20 protein-coding genes and 2 pseudogenes are annotated in these 20531 nt (G+C 59.9%); 7 read left to right on the forward strand and 15 right to left on the reverse strand.

The window, feature by feature from the left end; all coding sequences use genetic code 11:
• Nucleotide 1: 1 nt before the first annotated feature.
• Complete coding sequence (locus J7656_RS14385; protein ID WP_211553666.1) at nucleotides 2-778, reverse strand: glycosyltransferase family 2 protein; 777 nt, start codon at nucleotides 776-778, stop codon at nucleotides 2-4.
• 208 nt (nucleotides 779-986) lie between these two features.
• Nucleotides 987-2180, reverse strand: a complete 1194-nt coding sequence (locus tag J7656_RS14390; protein ID WP_211553668.1) for a sulfatase-like hydrolase/transferase — start codon at nucleotides 2178-2180, stop codon at nucleotides 987-989.
• Nucleotides 2181-2300: 120 nt separating this feature from the next.
• On the opposite strand from J7656_RS14390, the gene J7656_RS14395 reads away from it, so the two are divergent.
• Entirely contained in the window at nucleotides 2301-3488 is a 1188-nt protein-coding gene (locus tag J7656_RS14395; RefSeq protein ID WP_211553669.1) for a glycosyltransferase family 4 protein, read from the forward strand.
• A 6-nt stretch (nucleotides 3489-3494) separates the two neighbouring features.
• On the opposite strand, the gene J7656_RS14400 is transcribed toward J7656_RS14395, so the two are convergent.
• The 4 genes from J7656_RS14400 to J7656_RS14415 form a co-directional block, all read right to left on the reverse strand.
• On the reverse strand, nucleotides 3495-3947 hold the full coding sequence (locus J7656_RS14400; RefSeq protein ID WP_211553670.1) for an NUDIX domain-containing protein: 453 nt from the start codon (nucleotides 3945-3947) through the stop codon (nucleotides 3495-3497).
• On the reverse strand, nucleotides 3940-4908 hold the full coding sequence (locus J7656_RS14405; RefSeq protein ID WP_249191473.1) for a GDP-L-fucose synthase family protein: 969 nt from the start codon (nucleotides 4906-4908) through the stop codon (nucleotides 3940-3942). The genes J7656_RS14400 and J7656_RS14405 overlap by 8 nt, the downstream gene beginning before the upstream one ends.
• Nucleotides 4905-5966 carry a GDP-mannose 4,6-dehydratase gene (locus tag J7656_RS14410; protein ID WP_211553671.1) on the reverse strand — a complete coding sequence of 354 codons (1062 nt, stop codon included), beginning with the start codon at nucleotides 5964-5966 and terminating at the stop codon, nucleotides 4905-4907. Before J7656_RS14410 ends, J7656_RS14405 begins: the two co-directional genes overlap by 4 nt.
• 107 nt (nucleotides 5967-6073) lie before the next feature.
• On the reverse strand, nucleotides 6074-6835 hold the full coding sequence (locus J7656_RS14415) for a glycosyltransferase family 2 protein (RefSeq protein WP_211553672.1): 762 nt from the start codon (nucleotides 6833-6835) through the stop codon (nucleotides 6074-6076).
• Between the two features lie 455 nt (nucleotides 6836-7290).
• Between J7656_RS14415 and J7656_RS14420 the strand changes: the two genes are divergently transcribed.
• The gene (locus J7656_RS14420) at nucleotides 7291-8514 is read left to right on the forward strand and encodes an orc1/cdc6 family replication initiation protein (RefSeq protein ID WP_211553673.1); all 1224 of its coding nucleotides are present in this window, start codon (nucleotides 7291-7293) and stop codon (nucleotides 8512-8514) included.
• Between the two features lie 553 nt (nucleotides 8515-9067).
• On the opposite strand, the gene aglM is transcribed toward J7656_RS14420, so the two are convergent.
• Nucleotides 9068-10360, reverse strand: a complete 1293-nt coding sequence (gene aglM, locus J7656_RS14425) for a UDP-glucose 6-dehydrogenase AglM (RefSeq protein ID WP_211553674.1) — start codon at nucleotides 10358-10360, stop codon at nucleotides 9068-9070.
• A gap of 99 nt (nucleotides 10361-10459) precedes the next feature.
• On the opposite strand from aglM, the pseudogene aglF reads away from it, so the two are divergent.
• Nucleotides 10460-11217 (forward strand): annotated as a pseudogene (gene aglF / locus J7656_RS14430) (UTP--glucose-1-phosphate uridylyltransferase AglF).
• An 82-nt stretch (nucleotides 11218-11299) separates the two neighbouring features.
• Here aglF and J7656_RS14435 read toward each other — a convergent pair.
• Nucleotides 11300-11743, reverse strand: coding sequence for a VanZ family protein (locus J7656_RS14435; protein WP_211553676.1), 444 nt, complete (start codon nucleotides 11741-11743; stop codon nucleotides 11300-11302).
• Nucleotides 11744-11873: 130 nt separating this feature from the next.
• On the opposite strand from J7656_RS14435, the gene J7656_RS14440 reads away from it, so the two are divergent.
• The 3 genes from J7656_RS14440 to J7656_RS14450 all read left to right on the forward strand — a co-directional run bounded on the left by J7656_RS14440 (nucleotide 11874) and on the right by J7656_RS14450 (nucleotide 14555).
• A complete protein-coding gene (locus tag J7656_RS14440) occupies nucleotides 11874-12974 on the forward strand; it encodes a DUF4330 family protein (RefSeq protein WP_017342211.1) in 1101 nt (366 codons plus the stop codon).
• Between the two features lie 62 nt (nucleotides 12975-13036).
• The gene (locus J7656_RS14445; RefSeq protein ID WP_017342210.1) at nucleotides 13037-13687 is read left to right on the forward strand and encodes a hypothetical protein; all 651 of its coding nucleotides are present in this window, start codon (nucleotides 13037-13039) and stop codon (nucleotides 13685-13687) included.
• Between the two features lie 31 nt (nucleotides 13688-13718).
• The gene (locus J7656_RS14450; protein ID WP_425490612.1) at nucleotides 13719-14555 is read left to right on the forward strand and encodes an undecaprenyl-diphosphate phosphatase; all 837 of its coding nucleotides are present in this window, start codon (nucleotides 13719-13721) and stop codon (nucleotides 14553-14555) included.
• A 35-nt stretch (nucleotides 14556-14590) separates the two neighbouring features.
• Here the strand turns inward: J7656_RS14450 and J7656_RS14455 are convergent, their stop codons facing one another.
• The 7 genes and pseudogenes from J7656_RS14455 to J7656_RS14485 form a co-directional block, all read right to left on the reverse strand.
• Nucleotides 14591-15118 (reverse strand): hypothetical protein, encoded by a 528-nt coding sequence (locus J7656_RS14455; protein WP_017342208.1) that lies wholly within the window; start codon nucleotides 15116-15118, stop codon nucleotides 14591-14593.
• Between the two features lie 120 nt (nucleotides 15119-15238).
• Complete coding sequence (locus J7656_RS14460; protein WP_017342207.1) at nucleotides 15239-15712, reverse strand: toxin-antitoxin system TumE family protein; 474 nt, start codon at nucleotides 15710-15712, stop codon at nucleotides 15239-15241.
• Nucleotides 15712-16389: a winged helix-turn-helix domain-containing protein gene (locus tag J7656_RS14465; protein ID WP_017342206.1), complete on the reverse strand. Its 678-nt coding sequence runs from the start codon at nucleotides 16387-16389 to the stop codon at nucleotides 15712-15714. The genes J7656_RS14460 and J7656_RS14465 overlap by 1 nt, the downstream gene beginning before the upstream one ends.
• Before the next feature lie 109 nt (nucleotides 16390-16498).
• Complete coding sequence (locus tag J7656_RS14470) at nucleotides 16499-16936, reverse strand: toxin-antitoxin system TumE family protein (protein WP_017342205.1); 438 nt, start codon at nucleotides 16934-16936, stop codon at nucleotides 16499-16501.
• The gene (locus J7656_RS14475; RefSeq protein ID WP_017342204.1) at nucleotides 16933-17466 is read right to left on the reverse strand and encodes a DUF7342 family protein; all 534 of its coding nucleotides are present in this window, start codon (nucleotides 17464-17466) and stop codon (nucleotides 16933-16935) included. The genes J7656_RS14470 and J7656_RS14475 overlap by 4 nt, the downstream gene beginning before the upstream one ends.
• 105 nt (nucleotides 17467-17571) lie before the next feature.
• A pseudogene (locus J7656_RS14480) lies at nucleotides 17572-18308 on the reverse strand (G protein-coupled receptor family protein).
• Nucleotides 18301-19884, reverse strand: a complete 1584-nt coding sequence (locus J7656_RS14485) for a methyl-accepting chemotaxis protein (protein ID WP_017342202.1) — start codon at nucleotides 19882-19884, stop codon at nucleotides 18301-18303. Before J7656_RS14485 ends, J7656_RS14480 begins: the two are co-directional and overlap by 8 nt.
• Before the next feature lie 177 nt (nucleotides 19885-20061).
• On the opposite strand from J7656_RS14485, the gene J7656_RS14490 reads away from it, so the two are divergent.
• Complete coding sequence (locus tag J7656_RS14490; protein ID WP_017342201.1) at nucleotides 20062-20511, forward strand: acyl-CoA thioesterase; 450 nt, start codon at nucleotides 20062-20064, stop codon at nucleotides 20509-20511.
• The last annotated feature ends 20 nt before the right edge of the window (nucleotides 20512-20531 follow it).

Genomic DNA, 20531 nt, shown 5'->3' on the forward strand with positions numbered 1-20531 from the left:
ATTAATCATTGAGGCGCCTACTCAATTTTGAGGAGATCTTACCAACAGTCCATCCTACTAATTGGTTGAAAAATTCGCAGGCTTCTGTGAATTCCTTCCGTTGGATCGAAGCTAATAGAGCTCTAATTGTGAGATAACATGTCATTAACCCATATTTTCCGCCCAAGAACCCTTGGTGAAAAGTCGCAGGATGGCGCCCCATATCGTTGTGCTCAAATGGTACTTGGTGATTGAATAACCATAACCAATCGTTCTTTTCAACATGTTGTCGGATATATTCATCTTCGAGGACATCTAATTCATTTGGTATCTCGATGTCTTTTACTGCTTGGTGACGGATTACCGTTGAATGAGTACCTCCCCTATGAGCTCTCCATCGGACCCAATTGTGCGGGTCACCCAACGTATTAGATTCTTTAATACCCTGTACACCACCGACTAGTGGGGAAATAGAACTTTCAATCGTTGTCAAAAAGTCTTTAGAAATTAGAACGTCATCATCAAGAAACAAAAACCATTTTGATGTTACATTATTGATCGCCTCTTGTCTTGCTTGCGCCAAATTAGATTTTGATTGGATTACCAAGACATCCCAGCCGAATTCATCAGCACATTGTTCTATTATATCCACAGTATTATCGGAGCTATAATTATCGATGATAATTAATTTTTGAATTGTGATTTCTGAGACCAGTTCACTTTCCCTAAGACTGTTCAATGATTCTGAGATAACATCCTCGCTGTTCCAAGTAGGCATACAGACTTCAATGTTGTCCATAATACCCATATGTTACTTTAACAGTGGCTAAATCACTATTCTTAATGAACTTGACTCGATTATCTAACATTTTAGTTTAAGTACATTTGGATTGAGCTGTGATAGTTTGTGACCAGCTACCGTCACCAAATGAGGTTGAACGACATAATACGTAAGTAAACGAGTTGTCATTGCTATATTTGCCTCTCATTGTTAGTAGTACAATTATCTATTGAAGATACCCTAACTCTCGCAGCCTTTCTTCGGTGCTCTGTTCTAGGTTTCTTGAATCGCTCTCTGTGTGTGCTGGCTTTTCTATGCGATCTAAATATGATCTACATGAATCTATACTCATCTCAGTGTTTCCATATTCACGAGGTCCAGAGAGGTAGAATGGTACGTTATCAAATAGATGCTGACGCATATATTCTCGCTTAGCACTTCGAAGTAACTTTCCAAGTAGAATAGCAGATCTGTTGATCTTTCCAGATTGGGGGAAAACATAACCTCCGTTATAATCCCACACGGATTCAAATGATAGTTCACCATTGATTATTTGTGAACTGGGAAGAACCGATTTATTATAGAAACACGCACCACATTCTGCTATAGATTCGGTTGTTATATCTCGTCCTGGTAAGTGTAGATCATTTACATCTAGTAATTCTAAAATAGTCGGGAACAGATCAATATGACGCAGTACACCGTCGGTAACTCTCTTATTATTTAGATCTGGATGAAAGAACACAGTAGGAACATAAGCAAGATTTGGATGTACAGGACTATTATGCCCTAAGCAGCCTTCTTCACCAAGGAGTTCGCCGTGATCACTTGTGTATATAATTAGAGTGTCATCTAAAAGTCCGCGAGCCTTCAATTGCTCTACTCGGCTGTTGAAGTACTCGATATCACGCTCAACAGCAATTTCGTATTCTTGCCGAAACCTGGATTGGGGCGCACCTTTTCGATCGCGATAATATTCCCAAGCATTTCCTAGATATTCTCCGTATGGAGCATGTCCCCCTGGTCCACGTTCGACAAATATAAACGGTGTTTCAATATCGGATAGCGAATCTGAGTGAGAGGTGGTAGTAGCTAATGTGCTGTCCAAGATACTCATGTCATCTGGTTCTTCATTAAACCTCTCGTTTATTGTGTTAGTAAATCGCGCCTCAACATCAGATAAATTGAACAGTGATGGCAGAGCCGGATCGAGTTTATCACCGAATTGGTCAACTCCATGTTGGGGTGGATGTAATCCCGTAACGATAGATGAGAAACTTGTTGGGGTGTGAATCCCCGCTGCTATTGTCTTATAAAGCTGACCACATTCTGCCAATGATTCCGGTAGTGTATCCCATCGCACTGCGTCACCAATGTATAGGAAGACGTTTGATATATCGATGTCCGGCAACTGAGCCATGTTAAACGATAATAATTCAAGTACAGATATAACATCTGTGATTCACATGTTACACGTGACCGATGAAGAAACACTATCATACTATTGCCTGGTGAGGAATTGAATAATGACAAAATATTTATGGTAAAACTCAACGGCTGGCCAAACACATTTGATGAGAGGGCCAAAGCTCTTGATGCGAGTGTCGACGATCTTGTAGTCGTCCGTCCAAAACCTATCGGCGATAAAAATAAACATGAGAGTATTGAAAGCGTGACGACATATAATTTGTATCCCCAGAGAGGAGCATTCGTCAAGCCGAGTTGGGTAAAGCCATTTGTCTTCTCAATACACGTCTTACAGGCTGTCTTACTGTTGATATATCTCCAATTCAAGCAAGAACGTCCATCAGTTATTCATGCGTTTGATTACGCCCTTGGCGGGTTCGCGGGAGCAGTCGTCTCACAACTCTTCTCAGTCCCACTAATCGTGAGTGTGCGTGGTTTGAAAGAACCAATATATAACGAGATGATCGAGGAGGAAGGTACGTATCGAGCGCGAATCAAATATCAGATCCTTACAACAATGACACGGTTTGTCCTCGTGAGAGCAAATCATATCGTTACAAAATCACCGTATCAAGTTAAATTCGTTCGTGAAAGATTCGGAATCGATCCGGGGTTCACTACTTTGCCTACCGGCGTTGATTTCGATACATTCGATCCGGAGGCCGTAACAAAAGAAAACGCGCTTAGAGATCTACTCTCAAGTGAGGGACACGACATCGAGAGCAACGATAGAATTATCCTGTTTCTGGGAAAACTCGTTCAAGAGAAAGGTCCAGACACAGTCCTCGAACTACTAGATCAGAGTAGTTCGGAGGTGTCCGAAGATATCGTATTTGTATTTATTGGAGAGTTCCGTAGTGAATCGTTTGAACGGCAGTTTAGGGAACTACAAAAAGAAGTCCCACATAAAACGATACTCTATCCTAATCGGGTCCCGTTTGAGGACGTGCCCGATATTTTGTTCGACGCAGACGGAGTCATTCTTTTGTCTAAATCCGGCACCGAAGGCGCTCCTCGAGTTCTTCAAGAAGCGTGCGCGATGGAAACGTCTATCATCGCCTCGGAGGTGGATGGAATAAAAGGAGCATTCGCGGGTCTACCAGGATGTCACTTAATTGGCCGGACAGATCATATCGCATTCGCGAACGCCGTCAACAACGCCGTAGAAGAGTCCGTTTCAAGAGCGCGTTTTGCCGAGCAGTTCGACATGTACGAGAATTATTCCCAGTATGCGGACATCTATCGCCAATTGAGTGATTGAACTCGCCTATTCAGAGTTTTCACTCCAGCTCGTCTCGTCTATGTACATTCGGACATATTCGTGTAGGTTCGGAGGGGGTCTTTCGAACACATCTAGAGCTTTGTGTTGCTTGTCCGTATCAAAGTTAGTGGCCTCCGTCCACACGTGAAAACCATGTGCGACATAGTGCTTCTCGCAACCAATTTCGGAGGTCTCATAGAAATGTTGGAACGCCCCGAGCGAGTCTCGAATTTCGACACCGATACCCAGTTCCTCCTCAGCGATCCGGTGTACGGCTCTCTCCAACCGTTCTCCCTTCCTCACACGACCACCCGGAACGAACCACTCGCCCTTTGCGGGTTCATTAGCTCGCTTCCCGAGTACAACTCCATCGGGACACTCCACTACTAGATCGACGGAGACGATTGGCATGTTTTCGACGATTGCTTCCCACACATCATCAGAGATCCACTCACTCATCAAACTCTCCTCGGTGTGTTTCGTACCACTCAATCGTTTCTCGCAGGCCGTCACGGAACTCCGTGGACGCTTCCCAGCCGAATCGATCCCTCGCGCGCGAGGTGTCTAACTTCCGTCGGGGCTGGCCGTCAGGTTTCGACGTGTCCCATTCGATCTCCCCTCCAAACTCGGTCTCGTTGGCAATCGTCTCGACAAGTTCGCGAATCGATATCTCCTCACCGCTTCCAAGATTCACGGGGTCCGATGAGTTATACCGCTCAGTCGCATCGAGAATACCGGCCGCCGCGTCCTTCACGTAGAGGAACTCCCGGGTCGGCTCGCCCGTCCCCCACGCCGTGATCGAGTCGTCACTACGCTCACTGGCTTCGACGCATTTCCTGATGATGGCGGGGATGACGTGAGAGGTTTCGAGGTCGAAGTCGTCACGTGGTCCATAGAGGTTCACCGGCAAAAGGTAGATGCTATTGAAGTCGTACTGCTCACGGTAGGCCCACGACTGAGTGTGGAGCGCCTTCTTCGCGATGCCATAGGGCGCGTTCGTCTTTTCGGGGTATCCCGCGTAGAGATCTTCTTCACTGAACGGTACGGGTGTGTCCTCCGGGTAGGCGCAGATCGTACCCAGAATGGTACACTTCTCGACGTCGTACTGACGGGCCTGCTCGATGAGTTCGATCCCCATGACCGCATTGTCGTAGAAGTATCGTCCCGGGTTCTTCCGGTTCGCACCGATGCCGCCGACGGTTGCTGCGAGATGGATAACAACGTCGGCCTCGCTGTCCTCAAATGCTCGTTGGATATCAGCTTTCTCCCGCAGGTCGTACTCGTCAGACCGGGGGACGAAGATGTCAACGCCATCAGAGCGAGTCCGGAGTTCCTCAACGAGGTGACCGCCAAGGAAGCCCGACCCACCTGTCACCATCACTGTCTTCCCGTCCCAGAACTCCGTGGTGTCTTGACTCATCGCCAGTCTACCCGGCCGTACCAGCTGTCAGGATTATTCGCGTACCAGTCGATTGTTCGGCGGATACCCTCACGCCAGGATACCTCTGGTTCCCAACCCGTTTCCTCGTTGATTTTCTCGTATCCGACAAGAAGTTCCTCGACGTCACTGTCCCCCGGTCGGAATCGGTCGTCGTCCTGAACGATTTCAGGGTTCTCCCAGTAGCCGTGTTCGGAACCGACTTCGAGAATCGTGTCTGCCCACTCTTGCATCGAAATGTTCTCACCGTGGCCGTAAACGTACTGTTCGCCCGCCGAGCCACCGAGCGCGACGTGGAGGTGCCCCCTGACGCCATCGGCGACGTAACACAGGTCTCGCTTTGGCGTCAGATTCCCGAGTTCGACGATATCTCGTTCGAGTGCCTGCGTGATGATCGTCCCCGTGATGTATCGGGGATTCTGTCGAGGGCCGTAGTTGTTGAACATCCGCGTCGTGACTGTTGGCAGTCCGTACGCGTCGTGGTAGTTCATCGTCAGGAAGTCCGCGGCCAACTTCGAAGTCGCATAAACGCTCGTCGGGTTGACCGGTGACCGTTCGCTAAGGAGGACCCGACCGTCTTCTTTGAAATCATGGTTGTCCTTCATTTTCTCGTCGACATTTCCGTACTCCTCACTGGTCCCAGCTGTGTCAAATTTCGCGATATCGAGATCAAGGTCGACGACCGACTGGAGGAGATTCAGCGTGCCAGTAACGTTCGTATCGACGGTTTCGTAGGGGCGATCCCACGATTCGCCCACGTGTGCTTGGGCAGCGAGATGGAAAATGAGAATATCGCTGTGGCCTTTGAGTGTTCCAAGCGCCTCCCTGACAGAGAGTTTATCTCGGAGATCACCGCGATGTACCGTGATTTCATCCCTGTGGTGCCGAATATTATTTAATTCTCCACTAGAGGTTGCTCGAACGAAGACGTGGACGTTTGCCCCGAGACCGACGAGTCGATCGACGAGATGTGATCCGACGAATCCGTCAGCGCCGGTGACGAAGACCGGCCGATCTGCGAGTTGGGAGTCGAGTTTCATCTGATCGAGTGATAAACATCTGTCTGTATCTATGTTTTCATCCGTAGCTGCCGGAACCAGTTTCTCGGATCGGGGTTACAGAGTGTATTCAGGTGCTGGACACGAATTTATCGCATCTCATCCTCATAGTTGTGGAAGTACTGTGGTATTTTCCGCAGTGGCTTGATAAATGGAACGTGGAGGCCTCCGCGCAAATCGTTCTTCAGCCAAGATTCGTAAACTTCCATATTGGCTTTAGCGATGTTCGTAAGTGATTCATTGCTTTTTCCACCCAAAGACATCCGAACGAGAACCTTATCGAGATACGTCGCCGAGATGTCGTGGCGTAATAAGAGTCGAAGCAACAGTTCGTAATCGGCGGCGATGGAGAAATTGAGGTCAAACGGTTCGAACCGCTCGTAGACGTCCCCTCTAACGAACACTGTCGGATGCGGCGGCATCCACCCATAATAGAACCTTCGTGGACGGTAGTCGCCGCTCTGCCAGTGCCGCACTACCTCGTCGTCGTCATTGACGTATACGAGATCACCGTAACAGAGCTCGGCACCACTCGTTTCGAAGGCGTCGACTACAGAACGAAGTACGGTAGAATCGTGATATCGATCATCCGCATTGAGGATCCCAACGATGTCCCCGCTAGCACGCCCGATTCCCTTGTTCATCGCATCGTAGACGCCGTCATCGGATTCGCGAATGAGAACATCGATGTAGTCAGCATAGTCTTCAATGATATTCGGTGTCTCGTCCGTTGATTCTGCATCGACGACGATGATTTCAATATCAGGGACATCTCGTTGTGAGAGAATAGACTCGAATGTCCGCTGAATACGCGGCTCATTGAATACGGGGGTGATGATACTCACTTTCATCGTTGGATCCTTCGATCAGCTCGAATTTCGACCAAGTTTGTATTAGAACGGAACATATGCTTTCAGCGAGGGAGAGCCGCCCCGGTAAGGAATACTTAGCGCAATAGAGCCACAGATACTTTTCGAGATATCACAGACAGCGACGAACCCTTTTGAGGATTCGAGAGAGTGGATCGATACCGGCCAGACCGATCGTATTTTGGCCAGCCATTGTGCTGACGCCCTTCCGAGGACACCTAGCTTGTCCGCGTCCGGCGCCGGAACCATCGTCTCCGAACCACACAGACACACCACTATTTCGAGTGAAGTTCGGGGAGGAGGCGGGGCGTCAGGGACCACGTCGGTGGTCGGGTCGCGAAAGACGGCCATTCACTTGAAGCAGTGGTGTGTCTATAGCATTCACTTGAAACAGTTGAAAAGGTAGTTTTATAAATATAGTTGAGAGAAAATGCGATATGCATCGGTTCGAGCGGAAGGGGACCGTCTTCCGAAACAAGGACGCGCTGGGGGAGTCCTACCGGCCGGAGACGATCGAAGAGCGCGACGAGGAGATCGAGGAGTACATGGAGGCGCTCCAGCCGGTCGTCGACGGCTGGGAGCCGAACAACGTCTTTCTCTACGGGAACACCGGCGTCGGCAAGACGGCGGTCACCGACTACCTCCTCGGACGACTCCAAGAGGACGTCGAGGCGTACGACGACGTCGACCTCTCCGTCGTCTCGCTGAACTGTAAGACGCTGAACTCCTCGTACCAGGTCGCCGTCGAACTCGTGAACGAGCTCCGTCCGGTCGGCAATGAGATCAGTTCGACTGGGTATCCACAACAAACGGTGTTCAACAAGCTCTATCAGGAACTCGAAGCCCTCGGCGGAACGGTCCTAGTCGTCTTAGACGAGGTCGACTCGATCGGCGACCGCGACGAACTGCTGTACGAACTTCCGCGAGCGCGGGCGAACGGGAATCTCGAGGACACCGCCGTGGGGCTCATCGGCATCAGCAACGACTTCACCTTTCGCGAGCAGCTAGACCCGCGCGTTCAGGACACGCTCTGTGAGCGGGAGCTCCAGTTCCCGCCGTACGACGCGCCCGAACTCGAGAACATCCTCCGGTCCCGGGCCGAGGTCGCGGTCGTCGACGACGCGGTTGGCTCGGGCGTACTGGAGTTCTGCGCCGCGCTCGCGGCCCGCGACAGCGGGAGCGCTCGACAGGCCCTCGATCTCCTCCGACTCGCCGGCGAGATCGCGGAGAACGAAGACTGCGACCGAATCGAACAGGACCACGTCGAACGCGCTCGCTCCCGACTCGAACAGGAGCGAGTTCAAGAAGGGATGCGGGATCTGACCACGCACGGCCGGCTCGCGCTGCTCGCGGTCGTCTCGAAGGCCGCCAAACAAGAGACCCCGTGCCGCACCCGAGAGCTGTACGAGGAGTACACCGCACTCTGTGACTCGTCGGGAGTCGACACGCTCTCGCAGCGATCGGTCCACAGCCACCTCTCGGATCTCCGGATGCTCGGTATCCTCTCCGCCGAGGAGAACCGAAGCGGCTCGCGGGGGAACTACTACAGCTACGAGCTGGACGTCCCCTTCGAGAGCGCGATCGAGGCGATGGAAGACGCCCTCCGGCTCGACGCCGAGACGAACGCGATCCGCGAGATCGCGTCGATGAACGAGCGGTGAATTCGACTCCCGGCCGACCGATTCGATAGTAACACACCCGAGGAAGGAAGGACCGTTCCGGAACCGCGCGGTATGATCTCGACCGCCGTCTACGAGCGGACCGTCGCTTCTGACAGCTGCGGATTCGTTGTCTACGTATGTACTGGGACACACCACCGTTTCAAGTGAATACTGTCCGGAGAGCGACCGGAAGCGCGAAACCGACCGAATTTCGGATCGGATGGGTGGGCGGCCGTCACGGAAGCACGACCACCGAGTCGCTTCACGTGAAACGATGGTGTGTGACTCCCGACCGAATCGACGGATTCGATCGGCTTCAGTTGAAAGAGTGGTGTGTCGGTGCCGTGGTGGCGTCGTACACGGTTCGCATCGATCGACTCGCACCTGCGGCGACCGAGCCGAGTCTCCCCACCTGTGGGGCGCCCGATTCGGCGACAGGACTTGAACCCGCCACGTCGGCGGCGTGAACACTTGAGGACGATCTCGAGACGGGCCAGTGAGCGCGGTCCCTACTGAGTGGGAACGGTCGCTACACTCGCTGCGTGTGCGGAGCTCACCACGTCAGCCCCTCGTAGGTGATCCCCGCACGACGCTTGATGATTCGTCGGCCATCCACTACCACGGCCTCGGCCATCGCGTCAAACTCCTCATCGAGCGCCGCGAACTCATCCCAGTCGGTCGCGACGACTGCGCCCGAGGCACCCGCGAGCGCGTCCGCGGCCGAGTCCGCGTACTCGATATCAGGGAATCGCTCGCGCATTGTCTCGGTCGCAACGGGGTCGTATCCAACCACCTCGGCGCCACGTGCCTGTAACCCCTCGATCAGCGGAATTGCCCGCGAGTTCCGCACGTCGTCGGTGCCCGGTTTGAACGCGAGGCCGAGCACGGCCACCCGCTCGCCGGCCACGTCGACGTGGGCGTCGAGCAGCGCGAGCAGGCGTTCGGGCTGGCGGTCGTTCACCTCGACGGCCGCGTTCAACAGCGGCGGTTCGTATCCGGCCTCCCGCGCGGCCGCGATCAGCGCGGCGACGTCTTTGGGGAAACAGCTTCCGCCCCAGCCGACCCCCGAGCGCAGGAACTGCTCGCCGATGCGGTCGTCGAGTCCTACCGCCTCCATCACCTCGTAGGCGTCAAGCCCGAACTCCTTACAGATGTTGCCGAGGTCGTTCGCCAGCGAGATCTTCGTCGCGAGAAAGGCGTTGTTGGCGTATTTGATCATCATCGCGGTCGCCGGATCCGTCCGGACGACCAGGCTGTCGCTCGTCTCGATCAGCGGCGCGTACAGCTCCTCTAAGGTTGCGAGCGCAGTGTCGGACTCCGTGCCGAAGACGATTTTATCCGGGTCCTGAAAGTCCGAGACAGCTGTCCCCTCACGGAGGAACTCCGGATTCGTCGCAAAGCCAACATCACCCCCACCGTCACCGAGCCCAGCCACAAGCGCATCCCTGATCTCCGCGAGTCCGGGCGGCGTGATCGTCGACTTGACGACGACCAGATGCTCCCCGTTCCGATCGGCCCCAGCCAACGCCTCACCGACCATCTCCGCGGCTGCCGACAGCGGGCCTACGTCGATACTACCATCAGCTTCCGAGGGCGTCCCGATTGCGAGGAACGTGACGTCCGCCTCCGAGAGATCGTCGTAGGACGTCGTCGCGTGAAGCCGCTCGCCCACGTGTTCGGCGAGCAGCTTGTCAAGCCCGGGCTCGTGAAGCGGGGCGTGACCCGCGTTGATCGCGTCGACGACCGACTGGTCGATGTCGATCGCCGTGACCTCGTGGCCAAGATCCGCCAGACAGGCCGCGAGTGTCGTCCCGACGTAGCCGCTGCCGACGACGTTGACGTTCATACGCGTGACCACACACAGCGGGGGCAAAACCGCTGGGATCCGGTCGTGACACTATGGCGACCCGAAACGGCTTTGCGGGTGGCTGGCAGAATTCGAGGTATGGACGCAGTGGTACTCGCCGCCGGGAAAGGGACGCGGCTCCGCCCGCTGACCGACGACAAGCCTAAAGGGATGGTCGAAGTTGACGGGAAGCCGCTGATCACCCACTGTTTCGACCAGCTGATCGAGCTCGGGGCCGACCGCCTCGTCGTCGTCGTGGGGTATATGAAAGAACAAATTATCGACCACTACGGCGATGAGTACGAGGGCGTCCCAATCACGTACACCCACCAACGCGAGCAGAAGGGGCTCGCCCACGCACTGCTCACGGTCGAAGAGCACATCGACGATGACTTCATGCTCATTCTCGGTGACAACATCTTCCAAGCGAACCTTCAGGACGTGGTGCGGCGCCAGCGCGAAGAGCGCGCGGACGCCGCCTTCCTCGTCGAGGAAGTCCCCTGGGAAGACGCCAGCCGCTACGGCGTCTGTGACACCAACCAGTACGGGGAGATCACGGACGTCGTCGAAAAGCCCGAGGACCCCCGAGCAACCTCGTGATGACGGGCTTCTACACGTTCTCGCCCGCCATCTTCCACGCCTGTCACCTCGTCCAGCCGTCGAACCGCGACGAGTACGAGATCAGCGACGCGATCGATCTTCTCATCCAGTCCGGCCGCACTATCGATGCCATCGGCCTCGATGGCTGGCGTATCGACGTTGGCTACCCCGAGGACCGCGACGAGGCTGAGCGTCGCCTCCGCGGTGAGGTCGAGAGCGAGGAAGATACACAGGAAACGGTCGAATCAGACGCCTAGCTGCGACATCATAGTTGCTGAGCCGTCACCTCTTGTGAAATGTGTGAATACCGGTTGGTGGTCACATCCCACCGCAACTCCGTCAGACAGGTGTTTCGAGTTCGGTCAGGCGGCGCACACGGTAGAATCGCACCCACCGCGTCAGGACGCGCCAACACACAGCCGCGACGGCAGCCCCGACGGCGTTCACAAGCAAATCACCGAAGTCCGCCGTCCGCGTGTCCAGTGTCGATTGGAGTAACTCGATACCGGCGCCGTAGCCGACGGCAACCAGAAACACGACCAGCAACACTGTTCGGTCACGCCACGGCCAATCCTGAAGCGCGTACGCGAGCGTCACCGCCAGCCCGGCGTACGCCAACGCGTGAAGCCACGTACTGTACGGCAAAAGCCCGAGCGGCCCGGTCCGGATCACACCGCTGCCGGGCGGCGTGAACACTGAAAAATACAGGATTGTCGCCGCGACCGCGACGACGCCCACCAGCCGAAGCGAGCGCGGCACAAGCGGGAGCCGTAGCCGATCCATGGTGCTCACATCCTCGCACAAGACCGACTAAAGGCTGCGGGTTCGCCCCGCTGGCAGTTACCAGCGAACGAATACGCTTTTTACCCGTGCTTTGGTTATCCGTGATAATGCCGCGCTCGGAGGGACCTCCATGGAACTGATCGACGACGAAGGACGGCTGTTCGGCGCCGTCAACGTCATCGACGCGCTCGTTGTCCTACTAATTGCCGCCGTGGTCGTCTCCGGTGCCGCGTTCGTTCTCACGGACGATCCGGCACCGGCTCCAGAAACGGACACGACGTACGCGACGCTCGATGTCGGCACCGTCTCACCGTACATCGTCGACGCAATCGAGGAAGGCGACACCTACAGCCCCGACGGGGCGTCGACGCTCCGGATCACGGACGTTCATCTCACGCCACAGGGAGCCAATACCCGCGTCATCCTCCGCGTCGCCCTCGAAGGCGAACTCAACAACCAAGACAGTCTCATCTACGGCGGCGCGCCGCCGCGACTCGGTCGCACCCTCGACATTACCACCGACCGCTACCAGGTCAACGGCCAGATCCGTGACGTGGGCGACAGCGACGCACTCACGACCGAACAACAGCGCGTGTTGCTCTCAAGTCAGGTCGATGCGGGCACCGCAGAAGATGTGACCCCCGGCGACGAGATCCGCCTCAGCGACCGCACAGTCGCCCGCATCAACAACGTCACCACCTACACAACTGACCAACCCACTCAACGACAGCTGCTCGTCGAGGCGACACTCACCGGCCACCGCCAGCAGGACCGGCTCCGGTTTGGCGGCACGCCGGTCAGGCGCGGGCAGACGGTGTCGCTCCCGACGAGCGAGTACACGTTTGACGGCCGGATCGAGCAGGTTGGCGGCGACATCAGCCTTGGCGAGACCACCACCCGGACGGTGACGCTTCGGATGGACGACGTTCGCGAGGACTTCGCGGACGCCATCGAGCCGGGGATGGTCGAACGCGCCGGCGACACCACCGTGGCCCGGGTCACCGGTGTCGAAACAGAGCCGTCGCTCATCATCACCACCGGCGAGAACGGCAGCGTCAACGTGGTCGACCACCCGGTGGACCGCGAGGTGACGATCACCGCGGACCTCCAGCTCCGAGAGACGCCAAGCGGGCTGGCGTTCAAAGGGGACCAGATCCGCCAGGGATCGACCGTCGCACTCGATCTCGGCACGGTCACCGTGGAGGCGACGGTCGTCTCCGTGGAGCGGTGACCTACCCTATCGGTTCGCCCCAGCCGCAACACACATGAGCGCCCACCCGAAGATCAATTCAGATGAGTGACGAGACGGAGGCGGGCACGCCGACCGGTAGTAGGATGCGGCGGGCGGCCCGCGAGTCACGTCTCGGCCGCCTGTGGGAGCGGACCGCAGCAGCCGTGCGTAGCTCCTACCTGTACCGTTGGCTCACCGCGGAGCCAGACCCGGAGGTGATCGTCATCGACCTGCGGGAAACGTGGACGGTCGGCCCGTTCATCCGTCTCCTCGATGCGATTCTCGATCGCCTCCTTCCCGCACTCGAAGACTCCCGGATCGCAACGGCGGCCCGCACAGGTGTTTCGTACACACTGGCAGCGCCGGCAGTTGTGGGCGGCCTCGCAGTACTCACTGTCGGCCTGCTCCTCGCACTCGTGAGTATCGCGGCTGGAACCCTCGGCACGACACGGCTCGGCCTCGCGGCCGGGCTCGTCGTCGCGGGCGTGATTGCGACGCGTGAACGCCGGAGTTGGGCGGCGCTCCGCGAGACGCGGCCGGTTGAACTCCTGGTTGCCGCACTCGAACCCCCCGAGCCCCCGGACGAGTCGGAGTCGGGCTCGGCCTCAACCGACGGCAAACGCGATCTCACAGCACCCGATACTGACGATCCCCACCCACCTGAACAGGACGCGAACACTGACGGCCAGACACCTGCCGAGCAGAACCCATAATCGTCGCCTTTTACCTGTCCACCCGCCTCCGATGTCGATAGTGACCACCACGGAGCTGCTCATCGCCATCCTCGCCGGGATCGTTCAGGGCGTCGTCGAGTGGCTCCCCGTCTCGAGTCAGGGGAACCTCTCGCTCGTGCTCACTCTCGTCGGCACGGATCCCGCGGTCGCCGTCCAGCTCGCCTTGTTCCTCCAATTGGGCACGACGCTGTCGGCCGCGACCTACTACCGCGCAGAGATCGCGACCATCCTCAAAACACTCCCCGGGTGGCGACCCACGAGAGCGTACGACGCCGACCACGCAATTGCGACGTACGTCGTCGTGGCGTCGCTGTTCACCGGGCTCGTCGGCATCCCGCTGTACGTCCTCGCCGTCGATCTCGTCAGCGATCTCACGGGCGGCGTCTTCATCGCCGTCATCGGCGTCCTGCTGGTGATCACCGGACTCCTCCAGCGGGCCTCAGACGACGTCAGCATGGGCGGCCGCGAGACGCCCTCGCTCGTCGATTCGATTCTCGTCGGCAGCGCGCAAGGGTTCGCCATCCTGCCCGGTATCTCCCGCTCCGGGGTGACGGCGAGCGCGCTGCTGTTCCGCAGCTACGACCCGCCGACCGCGTTCCGGCTCTCCTTTCTGCTGTCGATTCCCGCGAGCGTCGGCGCGGCCGCGCTCACCGTCGCCAGCGCGGGCGGGCTTCCCGGGATCGCGCCTGTGCCCGCGGCGGTCGCGCTCGGCGTGAGTGCCGTCGTCGGCTACCTGACAATCGACGCGCTCATGCGCGTCGTCGAGCGCGTGCCGTTCGCGACGGTGTGTTTCGCGCTCGGGGCGCTCGCGATCATTGGTGGGGGCGGAATCGCGCTCGTCGTGTGAGCTTCCGGGTCGCGAGTACCGTTCAGCTGGGCTCGTCACGAAAACTCGACGCGGACAGGCGCGTCGGGCCGGTAGTCATCGGGGTGACCGCCGCCTCGCTCGCCGAGAAAGACAATCGCGTCGAGGGCTCCACGCGTGAACCGTGCCTCGTACGACCAGTAGAACTCGTCTTCGATATCGTCGCTCCGGCCGTGAAACTCGAAGCTGCCGTGCATGTTGTGGTCGAGCCAGAGTTCCTCGTCGAGGGTCTGGGGATCCGGCGCTCGAAGGCCGATACCACGTTGGATGCGCTCATCTGGGGTTGCGTCCTCACAAAACGAGACGTACGCCTCCCACGAGTCGAAGCCGTGGTCGGCGGCCGCTGTCTGTTTTTCTTCGGGCGTCTTCTCACGGAACTCCCGCTCGCGTCGCAGGAGCCGTCCGTCTGTGGTCAGCTTGTACGCTTGCATGGCTGGCCGACCGATATCTTTCGTCTGCCACTCGATATCGGACGGGCTGGCGTCGGCTGGAAACCTCGGCAGCCTGACCCCATCCGCGACCAGCACGTCGTCGTACAGGCCCATGAACGGGCATCGGTGAATGCTGATAAAAAGCATCCGCCCGGATTGACAGTGACTGGGTTGGTGATCGGTGACAATACGGATAGGCCGGGAAGGCTGACCACCTGTGTAGGCGTTCCGAGACTACGGCAAGCCGTCCTGCGCGTTCACCAGGCTCTCGTCACCGTTCTCGACCCCCGTCCACCACGTCTTCAGCACGGCGATCGTGACGAGTTCGGGCGGTCGTTCAATGCCGATACAGGATCGCCGATGTACATCGAGGTCGTGCGGCGGATGAAAATGCCGGACCGGCTTCGGGGTGGCTTCGTTCGCCGCTTCCCGCCCGAATCTGAACTCCAGTCCGTCCTCCCGATAGTGGTACTTGTAATCGCCGTTCTCCCACCACTGAATATCGAAGTACCCGCCTCGTTCGTGGATACCGGGGGTAACGGTGACTCGTGCCGCTCTGACGTCCGCTCCGTCCCGCCGCGTGAACGGTTGTCCCTTCCCATACCGGAATCGGACGTCGACGACGCCGTCACCGAGTTGTCGGCGTACTTGTTCCACGCTCTCGTCGATCGCGTCCGAATCGAGCGGCGAACCGTTCCCCAGCCCCATTACTCGAGTGGGAGCTGATCGCCGGTGGGGGTCGTCTGCGTCCCCGTCCGTCCGTCTCCCTGTTCGGTTACGGTCGGCGCCCGCTCCTTCGCTTCTCGGAAGCGGTACGCCGCTCTGAGGTGGCTGAGTTCTCGTTTCGCCGTCCGCCAGTGAGAGACGGCGTCGAGTTCGTCCTGATCGAGGTCCCTGTCCGAAACCAGAAGCTCCTCCGGATCGGGCGCGTCGTATTCGGCTTCGTACGCCGCGAGTTCCCGTTTTATTCGCTGGATTTGGTCGACGAGCGTGTCGCTCCCGGCGAGCCGCCGGATCTGTTTGAGAAGGTGCCACTCCGGGTCGCGACTGTACAACTTCCCGGAGCCCGTCTGCTGACTTCTGACGATGCCCTCCTCGCTGAGCTTGTTGAGCGCCGTCCTGGCTTTTGTCTCCGAGACGAGCGCCGTCTCTGCGATATCGCCCGCCGATTTCGGCGTCGTCGTTCTGTCGATCACCGCGCGAATTCGCTCGTCCGCAGTGGTCTCGTGTTTCCACTCTGCGGCCGCGAACTCGTCGACGTCCTCGAAATCATCGTCGTCGACGGCGAACGGTTCGACGTCGGCCGCGGTTACCGGTTCGTCCGGCAGCTCCGCCTCGGTGGGGAACTCGTCGGGGCCGTCAGCGGACGGTGGCTCGTCTGTCATACGCTACGCTTCGTCCTAAAAACACATATATTTTGCTGGCACAGATATACGTGCTGAGGATATCGTGCTCGAGAGCATTATGAACGCGATAATATTATCGCCCACATAATTAGATCGTGCCCGACTCCCACAGCTCGCCGACCCGCTCGTCGACCCACGGCAGCACAGTCCCCTCGATGACACGCGTGAGGTCCGTCGCGTACCCCCGGTCGACCGCGGCTGTCGTCTCGGCGTCCGGCAGCGGATGGAAGTGGTCCCGCGTGTTGTGCGGCTGGTCGTGGCGGTCCCATCGACACTGCTGCCGGTCGCCGGCGCGCATCCCGTGGTACGAGACGTGAAAGTCACCGTTCGTGTACGCGCGAACTTCGAGCGAGACGCCGTCGACTGACTCGGGATAGTACTCGACGTCGAGCGTGACGACAAGGCTTTCCAGCTTGTTCGACGGGAACAGCGACGTCTGGCGCACCTCGTCCCGTCGACCGAACGCCCGAGCGAGATAGCGAAGCGTCGCCTCGTCGACGGATCGCGACCGGTCAAGACCGGTCACGCGGCGTTCTCCTCACGAAACGAGTCCGAACCGCGATCGCGGCGGACCGCCTCCAGCCGGTCGATCCGTTCCCTGACGGTGTGCCACTCGCTCAACGCGAGCCACACCGTCTCGACGTCGTCGTACTCCGCGTGGTCGAACGCGTCCACGTCGGTCGGTGACTCGGCGTCGAAGCGCTCCCGGAACGCGGACTCGCGCTCGGTGAGCTCGGCGAGCCTCTCGTGAAGCTCGTCGCGTGGCAGGGCTTCGAGCCGATTCCGAAGACGCCACTCGAAGTACGACTCGTTGCGGGCGAACGTGAGCGGCGACTCCGAGACGCGTTCGACGACGCCGATGTCGGCCAGCCGCTTGAGGTGCCGCCGAGCGGTGTCCGGGGCGCACGAGGCGCGCTCAGCGATTGTCGACACGCCCGCCGGCTCGTACAACTGGAGCGCGACCCGGTACACGCGCTCGTCGGCGGGCTTAGCGTCGAGGTCCGCGCTGAACCCCTCGGCGAGTCCGAACTCCTCGCCGGGCTCGTCGGCAGGCATACTCGTCAGTAGCGGCAGCGACTATATAATTCTGGTGTCGGCGAACTATTTAGCCTGGTCGGCCGACGTAGCAGCGGATTCGCGTGAAATGAGAGTCCCGTCGACTCAGTCGGCGCCTGTTCCCGCCGCCGTGTGAGACGCCGACAGACCCGTGTCGGTACCGGCGTCGCCCCCAGACCCCGCCTCCGCCGCCAGCGTCTCCACGTTCGCGAACACGAAGCCCGCGAACCCGACCCGGAGCAGGAGATCGAGATACTCTAAGGTCACCGTCGCGGTGAACTGATCGAACAGCCCGGCGATCTGGAGCATCGCCCACGCGATCAGCACGCCGAACGCGAACAGCGCGAGGTTCCGCGTCTTCTTATAAAACAGCTCCCGTTCGGGCGCCTGCCGCGCCGCCGCGCTCGCCACCGGCCCGAAGAACAGCCCGACGAGCGTCACGTAGCCGGCGAGGATTCCGAGGGTGCCCGCCGTCGCGAGCGGGCCCGCGAACACCTCCGCGAAGTCGTACCCGACCCGCATCACGACGGTGATCGCGACGATCCCCCGACGTACCACCGGCTCACCCCCGCGACGAACGCCGCGAACCCGAACAGGAAGGGGTACGCCACGTAGTCGCTGAGCAGTTGCCCGGCCTCCAGCGTTCCGGACCCGACGTCGAACGTCCCGATCCCGGCGCCCCAGCTCGCGATCCCGACGCCCGCGAACGCGACGACCGCGACGAACGGGTAGCAGTACCGCCGGAGGTCGGCCGGCTTGCGCCGCGCCAGCACGAGTAGCACGACCGCGGAGACGGCGTAGATCCCCGCGGAGGCGAACCGCACCGTCGACGGCTCAATCATCGGCGCTCACCTCCGCGTCGCCGGCGACCGGGCTCGCGGCGGCCGCGACCCCTCCGCCGGTACCGTCCGCGTCCGCCCGCGTTTCGAACTGGGCGAGCCGCTCGGTGAGCGACGCGGTGCGCTCCGATAGCGCCGTCGCGGTCTCGGCGAGGTCGCCCACCGTCTCGGCCGTCTCGTCGGCGGTCTCCGCGAGCGACCGGGCGCGGTCCGCGGCGTCGGTCGCCGAGCCGTGGACCGCCTCGACGCGCGCCGCGACCGACTCGATCCCCTCGGCGCCCTCGTCGGTCGCCCGCGCGATGTCGCCCATCGCGACGTCGACGTCCTCGACCGTGCCGGTGAGCTCCTCGATCGCGTCGCCCGCGGCGCGCACCGCCGACGTCGTCTCGTCGAGCTCCGTCATCGTCCGGTCCATCTCGCCCGCGACCGCGGAGACGTCCTCGGTCACCTCGCCGATCGTCGCCTCGATCTCCGTCGTCGACTCGCGCGTCTCCTCGGCGAGCCCCTTCACCTCGTCGGCGACGACCGCGAACCCGTCGCCGTCGCCGCCCGCTCGCGACGCCTCGATCGAGGCGTTCAGCGCGAGGATGTTGGTCTGCTCGGCGATATCCGCGATCACGTCTGTCGTCTCCGCGACGCCGTCCATCCGGTCGTCGAGACCGGCCACGAGGTCGTCGAGCTCCTCGAGCAGGTCGCCGATCGCGACGATCGCCTCGACCGCCTCGGTCGCCCGCTCCTCGCCCTCCGCGCCGAGTTCGGCCGCGGCGCTCGCGTCGCCCGCCACCTCGTCGGTCGTCGACGCGATCTCCTCGACGGTCGCCGAGAAGTCGTCGGTGTCGTTGGCCGTCTCCCGTAACCGCTCGGTCTGCTCGTCTAGCTCGTCGGCCAGCTCGCGCATCTCGTCGGCCACCTCCCGGTTCAGCCCCGCGACCTCGTCGGCCTCAGCGGCCATCTCCTCGCTGGTCGCCTCGACGTCGCCCGCGAACGATTGGATGTCCTCGATCGTCGTCGCGAGCCCGCCGGTCATCTCGTTGTACGCCGCCGTGATACGCTGGATCGCGTCGACCTCGCCGTCCGCGTCGAGCCGCCGCGTGAGGTCGCCTTCGGCGGCGTCCTCCATGGCGCCGCCGATCTCCTCGGCGCGCTCGATGAGGGTGTCCGACAGCTCCTCGGCCTCCGCGCGGGCCGTCTCCGCCTCGCTCTGGGCCCGTTCGGACTCGGCGACCGCGTCCCGCAGCGACCGCCGCGTCTCGTCGAAGGCGTCGAACAGGCGCCCGATCTCGTCGCCGCGGTCGGACGTGGCGCGCGCGTCGAACTCGCCGCGCCCGACCGCCTCGGCCGTCTCCGTCAGCCGCCGCAGCTCGACCGCGACGTTGCCGACCAGCACGATGCCCAGCAGTCCGAGGTTCAGCGTGACGACGACGCCGACCGACGTCAGCGCCGCCGTCGCGGCCGCCGCCGTCCCGACCGTCGCCACGTGTCCCGCGAAGAGGGCGACGAAGCCGAGCGTCACGGCGAGCGTCAGGAGGACGGCCGCGCCGACCCGCCGACCGTACCGCGCGGTAATCGCGTTCATCATCCGTTGTTCGTCCGAAGAAAACTACCCTATTTAGGAGTAAAGGCCGAATTACACGAAACGATAATTCGGCTGGGCCGCGGGGCCGCCGAGGTGAGCTCGGGCCCTCCGGGACGCCCGGCGCGGGGACTTTCCGGCCCGAGGACCGGTGTTTTTCCCGCGGCCGCGCGACGGTCGACCATGCCGAGCGTCAGCGACACGTACATCGAGAACCGCCAGCGCGTCCAACCCACCCACACGAACAACTACGCCTCCGCACACGGGGGGAACGTCGTCAAGTGGATGGACGAGATCGGCGCGATGTCGGCGATGCGCGCCGCCGGCGAGACCTGCGTCACGGCCAAGATCAACGGGCTCGACTTCAAGCGGCCCGTCCCGCAGGGCGACACCTGCGTCATCGAGTCGTACGTGTACGCGGTCGGGCGCACGAGCCTCCGGACGCGGATCCGCGCGTACCGGGAGTCGCCCCGCACGGGCGAGCGCGAGCTCACCACCGAGTCGTACTTCGTGTTCGTCGCCGTCAACGCGGACGGGAACCCGACGCCAGTCCCCGAACTGGAGATCACGGGCGAGCGCTGCCGCGAACTCCGCGACGAGGCGCTCGCCGCGGAGCCGGACGAGGACCGATAGAAAGCGCGGCGAACACCGTG

This window comes from Halorubrum ruber (assembly GCF_018228765.1).
In the GTDB taxonomy this organism is placed as follows: domain Archaea; phylum Halobacteriota; class Halobacteria; order Halobacteriales; family Haloferacaceae; genus Halorubrum; species Halorubrum ruber.